The organism is Streptomyces sp. NPDC005533 (assembly GCF_042871845.1).
GTDB lineage: Bacteria > Actinomycetota > Actinomycetes > Streptomycetales > Streptomycetaceae > Streptomyces.
The window spans coordinates 1-9,668 of record NZ_JBIAJH010000088.1 but is presented as its reverse complement, the minus strand read 5'-3'; the positions used below and the strand labels follow the sequence as shown (position 1 = coordinate 9,668).

Sequence of the window (9,668 nt, the reverse complement as noted above, 5' to 3'; positions counted from 1 at the left end):
CTCCAACTCCGCAGCCCACCCCTGGGCCTCAACCATCCCCACCATGCCCTGACAACGACAACCACCAGCTCAGGACACGATCCGCTGCTGGAGTATTAGAACGTGTCCTATGTGGTCTGGCGGACGTTGAGCCGTTCATGGGGCGGGGTACCTGAAGTTGGGTCTGTTCCGGACGAGTTGTGGGGATCGCGGAGCCCTTGATCCCGCCGCCGGGGGCGCGGCCGCAGGGCGGCGGGAAGCAGGACACGCCTGATGAGCCGCTGTTCGTCACGATCATCTACGTGCTGGTCAGCGGATGTCCTGGCGGGCGCTGCCGCCCTGCTTGGGATATCGAAGTCGACAGCCCATCGCCGGTTCCTGATCTGGCCGAGACCCAGGGTGTGGGGCCGACTGCACGAGGAGATCCTGCACCGACTCGACGCGCTGGTCCCCTCGACCTCTCCCGCGCAGTCCCCGACTCCGCACATGGCCGGCCAAACAGGGGGCGAACTCACAGGTCCGAGCATCGTGGACCGGGCGCAGCAATCCGATCGGGATGGGCTCGGCGTCTGGGCGCCCTCCTACTTCGCAGGATCCTGAGAACCAGAAGCGTCCGGTCTGGCCCTCGCCCCGGAGCCACAGAAGAACTCTGCCGCTTCGGGGCTCCGGGCCGAGGACCGCATTCCCGCCCGACCTAAAGGCCGGGATTCCCTGCGAAGATCAAGGGAAGGCCGAGGCCCGCGGATGGTTGAGTTAGAGATCTCGCCTCTCAACACGTCCGCCGGGGAGGCCTCGTTGATCACCTATCCAGCGGCATTGGTCCTGCCGCGTGCCCCTGGCGGTAGTCCAGACCAGCACGGTGCCGTCCACGGCCGCCTAAGAGCATGAAGCGCCCTCCGATGACTATCGGGGACACCCCTCGCGCCGAGAAGCGCGGTTATCAACCGGACGGCGGCCGGGCTCCGCTTCCCCGTCGAGCGGCCCCGCAAAGCCCGGCCGGGCTTCCTTCCTGAACAGCCCTGGGAGTCGTCCAGGCCACCCTGCCCTGGAATGGCAATACTGGAGATGGTCAGTCACCATCTCCGGGGAAAAGGAACGACGCGAAGCTTCCCCCGGCCTGCGCAGATGTTAGGCCCGTACCATCGCTTCCCTCCGGAACTGAATGCATTGATTCCCACCCGGGCTTTATATACTGCTTGTAGGCATCCTTAGCTGCCCAGCCCAACCCTCCAGATGGCACAGATCCCGGCTTTCCCCCGGGTCTCATATTTGCCATTTGCTGGTCCCAAAAATCACTAAGTGCCTTTTCGTCCTCAGTTTTCGGCTCGACCTTTGCCGGATTTGGGGCGTAGGGGACATATGCAAACGGATGGCCATTCTTTACTGCTGTGAAGAAATCGGTGCAGTTCCACTCTCCCCGGGCATCCTCCCAGCACTCCTGCGATCCGGCCGAAGGTGCTTTCTCCTCGGCTGAGGCACTCGCTGCGGAGGTAAATATGAGACCCGCGGAAAGAGGGGCCAGCACGGCGCCAGCCCTCATCATCCTCTTTTGCCCCCCCGTAAAGGCTTCACGTGGCCTCCTGTGACGTCCTGCCATTTTATCTCCCTTCACTATCAGCCCAGGGTGCTGAATAACCCGGCTATTTCTCCACGCACCTCGGCTCGTTCGGCAAGCCTCCGTGGACGATTTTGATCACGTTGCCCGCCGCTCGGCTCCCAGCCTCGGGGCCATCACCGACGGCCTCAGAGCGGCTCGCACGCTCTCCCCTGCCGGCTCTATCAGGCCTAGGGCGCTCACCACGCCGATCACGCGGGTGGGGATGAGGAGGCGGTGAATACCGCAGCGAGACAACATGCTCCTACCGTCTCAACGCGCGGTCCGGTGCACGTCAGACTCAGTGCCTGTTCCTAGGTCATTCCACAGAGGTAGCCAGAGCTGACAGGTGCTACGCAGGAATGATCTCGCCCAGCACAGCTGGTTCGTATTTCCTGAGGCCGAGATAGAGACCCTGAACGCCCCGGCCATCCGGATGGAACTCGCCTGACCCACACACCGAGGGCCCCTCCTCGGCGCCCAAGAGCCAGCCAGCCTCTCACCGGCCCTGATCGGCGCAGCCCCTGAGGTATATTCACGGGGTTCTCGGACTGTGTCGTTGATCATGAAAGCGGCCCTGCTCGCAAGCGTGACGTCTGCGACGACGTCAGATCTATACCGGGGCAGGCCCGTTGGGCTGGCACGTTAGGACAGAGCTGGACACGGATCAACTGGACGGTCTGGTAGCCGACGTTCATGCCTGCCTGCGGGCGGCGCCGGAAGGCCCCGCTCTTGAGGGGCTGCGGGCGCTGGGCTTGCGCAAGTCGGTGGTGCTGGTGTTGTTCCTGCTGCGGCAGAACCCTGTCCAGGAAGTGGTGACCGAGTTCTTCGCGATTTCCCAGGCGACCGTCTCACACCGCTGGCACACACTGCCTTCCGTCGTCGGGCGAGTCCTGACCAGGCATGTCCCCCACCCGGCCGAGGCCTCCGCCGGAAGAGTCGTGCTTATCGACGGCACGCTGATGACCACAGGGGACTGGAAGAGCGACGGCACCTCGATGTTCTCGAGCAGGCACCGGGACACTGAGCTCGTTCAGCCCGCCCACCGATTGGGTGACGCGCCTTCAGCGAATGTTCAGGTCGAAGCCTAATGAAAACCTAAGCTGATGCCCCCGCCTGAAAGTGTTCGCTGGCTTCAACCTTCAGATAGTCGCCACCCTGACCGGGGAGACCTGCTTGCCGTCTCTTTCCCCCTGCCCGGCAGCCGGCACGATGCTTTGGCCTGGCGGCAGTCACGCTTCCCTGGAGGGGTTCACCGACTGCGACAAGCTCGGAGACCTCGGCTACATCGGTTCCGAGATATGCACCGGGCGGCGCAAACCACCCGGCCAGGGCCAGGGCCACAAGGAAGCCAATCAGTCGGTCAACACCCTCCGTGCCGCTGTCGAACATGCCATCGCCCACCTGAAAGACTGGAAGATCATCACCACCCGCTGCCGCGGCCCTCTCACGCGATTCCTCACCGTCGCCAAGACCGTCACCGCCCTCGCCTTCTACAAAAAGGGCTGGTGACCCTCAAGAATAAGCCTCTCTGTTCCAGGGAAACACTGCGTGGAAATGACGGTGGCGCTGTGCCTGCACGGCGCGAGTTGACCGCGGGGAAGCTGCGATGGGCATGGTCGGAGCGCTGCCATCGATGCAGCGGTGACGATGGCTGGTCTCTGGCCACTGGTGTTGCATATCTGGATGCCCAGCAGGTCGAGGTCGGTGCTGCCGAACCTGAGCAGCGGTGATCCACTCGACGATTCGGTGCCTCTCACGGTTCGCCATGATGGCGGAGTCACCCACCTCGTGACGACCGCCGGTGCAGCCTGGACCGCCTGCTCTCGCACCTACTGAGGTTTCGGGGTTGTCTTCGGGTAGTGATGGTTCGTGATCTTTGTGGTAGCCGGTGGTACGCGGAGGGGGCTTGGCTGCTGCGGGTGGGGCGTTTTGTGAGGGACTCCGGCTTCGGGTGGGGCAGTGGTTCGCGGCGGGTGAGAGGACCATCGTGATGGCGAAGGATTTGCAGGTGAGTGTGCGGTCGGTGGTGGTGCCGGGGCTGGTGCGAGGGCGGCATGGAGGCCCTGCACCTGCCTGCCGGCCGGCCAGCCGGCCCGGCGAACTCCCCGGCCCACACCGATGCCCAGTTCGCCGTACTTGAGGAGGAACTCGGCGTAGGGCCGTCGGCGCATGGTCGACGACGAACGCTTGACGCGGGCCCGGGTGCAGACGGTGATCCGCAGCCGTCTGCGGGTGAGCCTGCCGGTGGCGATGGTGTGGCGGTGCTGAACGGCATGGCTGGTCCTGGCAGGCACCCGCCCGCAGAGCCATCGAGCGTGAGAGCACGCCGTGACGCTGTGGAAGAAAAAGGCGTGGCCCGGGGTAAAAGCCTCGTGGCGGCATGCGACGCCTGGGGCGTCTTCGAGGACGAGGCCGACTTCTCGATGACACCGGCTCGCACCGGGAGCCGACACTTCGACACCCCCAGAGCCGTGTGCGGGACCAATTTCACCGCCGGGCCCCGGCCGCCGCCCGGTGCTGCTACAGACCCGGTGAGCAGCGCCATCTCATCCCCCACTCATCTCCTCCTCAAGGGTGCAGGAACTTTTCTTGGAAGAACTACCGCGACCTCTCGATCCGCGCACGCCCAGCCCGGCGGCCAGATCGTGGTGACCTGGGACAATCTCAACACCCACCTGGCCGACGGGCTCAAACGCGCGAGGCCGGGCAAGACCGGCTCACCCACCGTCCGCCGACTACCCCAATGACAAGATCCGAGACCAGCGACCTCACGGCGCCAAAAACTCGGGCAGAGGAACGACCGGCACGGCATAGGGTCGCCCGGTGCCTGTCACGTTCCGCTCTTCGTGCATGACGGATCGATTACGCACCGCCACATCGGGCGGCTGAGTTCGTTGGCCTGGGTATGGAGCAGAAAACCGTTTCGCCGCCGGAGTGGGCCGGATTCGCCCGACTGGCCCAGGAGTTCTCGCAGGTATCCGATGCGCCAATCTACGACGCGCTGGAGTGGCAGTGGCTCGCCCAGGGCCGTGAAGTACCCCGTCGCCCCGGGCTACCGTGCAGCGACGAAATCGGATGAACGTCGGCAGTCCGATTCCGGGCAACTGAGCGCACTGCGTCACGGCCGGCGGTACAGCCGCTCACGCAGGTACAGCAGGGCGGCGATGTCCGCACGGGCGGTCAGCTCGGCCAGCAGGACATGAATGACCGCGTCGTCGCCGTCACCCACCGCCTGCGCAATGCGCTCGATCATCTACCGGGTACGGAGATCCATACCCGCCGAACCGGCGGATCCGGGAAGGTCCGGCCCGGCAGACTTGCTGGGTCCGGCGCGTCCCGGAGTGCCTGGCACTGCCGTCATGTCGTCACCAACGCATCGTCCTCACCGAGGTCACGCTTGCGACAGGACGAGGAGGCCGGAGGAGCGCCTCCTCGGCCGCCGCATGTTGGAGGTTCTCTACGGCGCTAAGCCTGTGCACTGCGCAGACGGGCGCTTCCGGCTGGGGCGTCTGCATACATCCGGAAGATGGTCTTGATCCCTCGGGTCAGACCATGGGCTGATGCAATGACCAACGCAGGAGCGGATCCGGTGGCATGCGCCTCTCGGTGGAACCGGATTCCGCGCAGCCCCAGAGCGGCGAGCGTTACGGGTGCCGTGTCGCAGATGGTGATGCTGAAATGACCCACAGCCCGGTGGGCCTTAAGCGAGGGTGCCTTTCTCCCCACTTCGGCGCGGACATGCTCGACCTCACCGGATATCCGGCCGTCGCCAGCCACACCCGGGTTGGCGGCCTCGAGACCGGAAGCGTACTCCCACCACAATGCGACAGTTCAATACCTGCCGCGCCCGGCGTGAAGCCGCAAAACCCCAGTACCCGGGCGGGTAGTCCTCTCACCGGTGCCCGCGTATGTCTTGGTGGCCGCGGTTGACGCAATGAGCTGCCCCCGTCATACCCCTACTGCTGCCCCCTCTTAGCTATGCCATCAGGTCTCGGGAAGCGCCACAAAAACCGGCGACGATTTCCAGCATGAAGACGCCGCAGCGTATCGAGGAGGCTGCCCATGTGTGTACTCTCCCGCCCTTTCCCTGGCGCGGCCCGCCGCAGAAACCGGGAAAGTCCCTCAGTAGTGAACCTCTCCGCCCAGCCTGTCACCAGGGCAAGCGAAAGGCGTTCGCACCAGCCAGGAACGCGCCGCTCCCGGCCGCCGCGCCCTCGCGCTCCCGGACGGTCGATGTGGGGCCGGCTCTGGCCGTGCACGACACTCACAGTGCTTGTGCTTGCCAGCGGAGCAGCCGAGGAAGAAGAATGAGCAGCCCGGCTCCCGGACTGCCCAGCCGTCTCTCGCACGGCCTGCTGCTCGCTGTCCTAATGCACCACGGCGGATGGCTGGACATGCCAGCACGAGCGTTCGACGACGAGGCGCTGTGCAGCTTAGACGGGTTCGTTCACGCCGTTCGCCTTCAGGCCCTCCCTGGCGGCGCTGTCCGCCTCGCCGTCGTCGCCCACCACAACGGTATGACGGACAACTGCAGCATCGAAGCGGCGGGGGACACAGGAGGAACAGCCTGACACCACGCGTTAGCCGAAAGAGCCGCGGTGGTCGTCGGACACAACAACAAAAGTGTTGAGGACGGTCTTACGGATCACTCTTCGACGAACGCCTCGTTCTTCTCCAGTCGAGAGGATCCGCCTGAGTGCGCCCACCGGCGCGTCCCGCCGCCTCGATCCCCGCTGGGCATTCGGACAACGCAACGAAGTCCCATGCCCTCGCAGACCCCACCCCGCCGGGGAAAAAGCCTCCCCGCTGCCGAGGCAAGAAAGGACGGAATCCGAGGATGGACATATACGAGACAGGATGGCGCGCGCGGGCCGCGTGTTGCCCAGCCGAGGCTGAGGAGCACTTCATCGTGGGCCCCGCCCAGATCGGAGCCAAGTCTGTGTGCACCAGGTGTCCCGTACAGACGGAGTGCTTGGCCTACGCCCTGGACAATCGTGTGGAACACGGCGTCTGGGGCGCCATGACCGCACTGGAACGACGCGCGCTGCTCCTCCGCCGCCCTCACATCGCCTCCTGGCGCCATCTCCTGGAGAGCGCACGTTCACAACATCAGCAGCGTAAGACCCTCCCTGCGAGTACACGCAGATCAACGCCTCCCCCCTCTTGAATTCCGCAAGCAGGACACAGCCTTCTCGATGTGTAGTCCGGCCCGGCCCGGGCTTCGCTCACAGGCCTGGGCCCGGGCAGATCGGACGAGCCATGTCGGACAAGGCAGAACCCCTACGGGCGGACTCCGGGGACACGGTAGTCGGTGAGGTCATCGAGCGGCTGATCGACAGTACTGATGCTTCGGAGGCTACCCCGCTGAGTGAGAGGGGACGGCTGACCGACAGCACTCAAAGGGTGCTGGAGCGAGCCGCACACACCAACACGCACGAACACCTCGGCCACGAGAGGAGCGACAGAGCCCGCGGACGAAGCGCCCGGACCAGTCCGCGCCCGATCGAGGCAACGAATTCCTGTACCAGACGATTACCACGACGATGGACGCCTGCACCGTGCCCATCGCCGGACGAGCCCACCGCCGGTCAGACCGAGCCCCGACAACCATAGACATTCCCCACCCGCCGATGGCCCTCGCATACAAAGCAGCGTCGTGACCGTCCTGCAGCCGACGGTGCGCCAGGACCGGGTACGTATACGCGGCCACCAGCCTGCAGCGTCGTGTTCTCTGGGAGAGCCGTCCGGATGGTGTGTTCGGAAACTCCTTCTCCTGTCGTCTGTCGTCTGTCGTCATGCCGGCGAGAAATTTCATCAGCCGCAGGTTCAGGGCGGGGGGCCTCAACAGGGTGAGCCCCAGGACAGCAAGCGTCTGCAGCGACGTGGACGCGCCCAGCAGCCATCCCATTTCGCATGGCGCCGCCCTCGGCACCCGCTGAATCCGCACGGGCCCTCGTAACGTGCTCGTTCGGACAATCCTGCTCCAACGCCCTGAACCCGTCCATGGCACCTGTCGAGAGAGCGTCGGCGTACGGCTTCCGGGCGTGTCTGCCTGGAGAGGAGCTGGCAGCTCATCGAGGACCGCAGACCCACTGAACCTGACCCGGACGCTGGCATCCTTGCACCTCACCGAGCGGCTTGCCCAGTCTCCGTTGCCGCTGGTCATCGGCTTTGCCGAACAACTGTCATGGGCGCTCTACCGGCTGGACCGCCAGAAATGGGTGCCAGAACCCACTACTACTCGATAACGCCAGCCAGGATCTGCCCCGCAGGTAACAAGCCGACCATGCAGACCCGAGAGACACAGTCGGCTCTGCATCCGTTTGGCCCAAGCCCGGCGGCGTGCTTCACCTCGTTCAAATCAGTACCCGATCTTGTTCATCAGGACAATGGCCACGAGGTTCGCCAAGATGACGGTGACGACGCCGATGATTCCCGCCCACGCCCTATGTGAATCGTCCACCTGCACAGACGCCTCCTGACCGGGACCTGACGTCCCTCGCACGCCGGGACCGGGACCCGGACCGGGCTCTCCCAGTATGGTGACGTGGTTCCACGTCAAGCGCTCGGGGAGCATTCCAATGGTTTAGTTCCGGCCTGGCGCCAGCGGTCGCCCCGCTCCTGTACAAGGGCCAGCGCGGACAACTGCACAGGACTGTTGGCGGCGTCGAAGCGCTGCGGGCGAGTGATCAAACAGGCCCAGCCCGCGGCCTGGAATTCCGCGACGTGCGGCGAGCTCTTCTAGCGGCTCATGCAGATACAGCGCACTATCGAGGCAGAGCGCCGGACCCCTGGCAGGCAGGGGCTGCCTTCGCCTCCCTTGACCGGAGCAGCCACAGCACCACGCGCCGAACCTATTTGACCTTGTGAAGTGCTCTCCGAACGCATCTCAGCGACCTTCGTCTGCCCCTGTCACTGAGCTCTTTCAGCCCGCCCACTGATTGAGTCGTGCCTTCGGTGAATGTGCAAGCCAGCGCCTGATGAAGACCTCAGTTGAAGCCCAGCCTGAAAGTGCTCACTCCCGTGGCCCACCCCTTTTTAGGGCGGCCGCAGCGTGCAGCTGGCGGGGCCCATCTCCAACCTCGAGAACGCCATCACCCTCCAACACCACCCGCCCAGCACCCTCCCCCACTGCGCCGCCGGCCTCCAACACCACAGCCTCAGCCATCCCTCAACCAGGCGTCCAAGGGAAAGTCTGCCGAGTCACCACTCTGGCAACACCCCGTCACCTGCAAGAACGGAGAATGCTAGGAGATACCGGTTCCCCCCAGGCTCCCCCCTCAGTCTCCCCCTCAAGGGTCCCCCACCCCATCCTCCCTGGTGCCCGGTCCGAGCACACGCGGCGAGCGACCGGGTCCAGCCCGGACTGCGTCAGCGGGTTAGCGCAAGGGTTCCATCGCTCTGTTCTGGCCCAGAGCACTGCGAATGTGACAGCTGTTGCATCGGGTGCGGCCTTCTCCTGGAGGGTGGCAATGTGCAAGCCGTTCAGTTGGTTCAAGCAGTTTCCGCCAACGCTACATGCCGGTATCCAATCTGTGGGGGCGTGTCAGGGGTGTTGCAAAGTCCAGCGATCTTGTAGGTGTGCTGGTCAGGCGATGTCCAGGAGGTCGAGTGGGCGGGTGAAGGGGTCGTAGGAGGCGTGGCGGAGGCCGGCGGCGATGTTGCGGTGCCCGGCGGCGCGAAGCGTGTTGATTGCCAGGTTGCGCAAGGTGGCCATGTTCTCGGGTCCGTGGCCGGTTCGGATCTTCGAGGCGTCCTCGCCGAAGGTGGTGTCGCGGATGAAGTGGAGCCGGTTCTCGATGGTCCACTGTGACCTGGCGAGCTGGCCGAGCCGCTGGGGCGAGGCTTGTTGCGAGGTCAGGTCCGTGATCGCGTAGATCGTCTGGCGGCTGCACCTGCCGGTCTTGAGGTCGGTGCGGTGACGCAGGACGCGCACGGCCTGGACGGCGTGGGGGAAGTCCAGGCCGAGGCCGGTGACGGTGAGGGCCCTGGTCACACGGGTCTCCTTGCGGCCATGGCTCACCTCACGGTCGTAGCACCGTGCGGTGACGTCTTTCCACGGCAGTGACCGGAGCCCGCGGTGGAGCCCGGG

At 65.0% G+C, this 9,668-nt stretch carries 5 protein-coding genes and 1 pseudogene; 4 read left to right on the top strand and 2 right to left on the bottom strand.

Annotated elements, in window-relative coordinates; all coding sequences use genetic code 11:
* Positions 1–179 precede the first annotated feature (179 nt).
* The 3 genes and pseudogenes from ACFYP3_RS35995 to ACFYP3_RS35985 all read left to right on the top strand — a co-directional run.
* Positions 180–534, top strand: a pseudogene (locus ACFYP3_RS35995) (transposase); the annotation flags it as partial.
* Between the two features lie 1,671 nt (positions 535–2,205).
* Entirely contained in the window at positions 2,206–2,664 is a 459-nt protein-coding gene (locus ACFYP3_RS35990) for a hypothetical protein (protein ID WP_388842160.1), read from the top strand.
* Between the two features lie 85 nt (positions 2,665–2,749).
* Entirely contained in the window at positions 2,750–3,085 is a 336-nt protein-coding gene (locus ACFYP3_RS35985; protein WP_388842158.1) for a hypothetical protein, read from the top strand.
* Positions 3,086–4,694: 1,609 nt separating this feature from the next.
* Here the strand turns inward: ACFYP3_RS35985 and ACFYP3_RS35980 are convergent.
* Entirely contained in the window at positions 4,695–4,829 is a 135-nt protein-coding gene (locus ACFYP3_RS35980; RefSeq protein WP_388842156.1) for a hypothetical protein, read from the bottom strand.
* 1,584 nt (positions 4,830–6,413) lie between these two features.
* On the opposite strand from ACFYP3_RS35980, the gene ACFYP3_RS35975 reads away from it, so the two are divergent.
* Complete coding sequence (locus ACFYP3_RS35975) at positions 6,414–6,743, top strand: WhiB family transcriptional regulator (protein WP_388842154.1); 330 nt, start codon at positions 6,414–6,416, stop codon at positions 6,741–6,743.
* Between the two features lie 2,421 nt (positions 6,744–9,164).
* Here the strand turns inward: ACFYP3_RS35975 and ACFYP3_RS35970 are convergent.
* Positions 9,165–9,599 carry an ISAs1 family transposase gene (locus ACFYP3_RS35970; protein WP_388842162.1) on the bottom strand — a complete coding sequence of 145 codons (435 nt, stop codon included), beginning with the start codon at positions 9,597–9,599 and terminating at the stop codon, positions 9,165–9,167.
* Positions 9,600–9,668 lie beyond the last annotated feature (69 nt).

Coding starts and splice junctions, on each gene's coding strand:
- ACFYP3_RS35980 (WP_388842156.1), bottom strand. CDS start 4,829: ATGATCGAGCGCATTGCGCAGGCGGTGGGTGACGGCGACGACGCGGTC.
- ACFYP3_RS35975 (WP_388842154.1), top strand. CDS start 6,414: ATGGACATATACGAGACAGGATGGCGCGCGCGGGCCGCGTGTTGCCCA.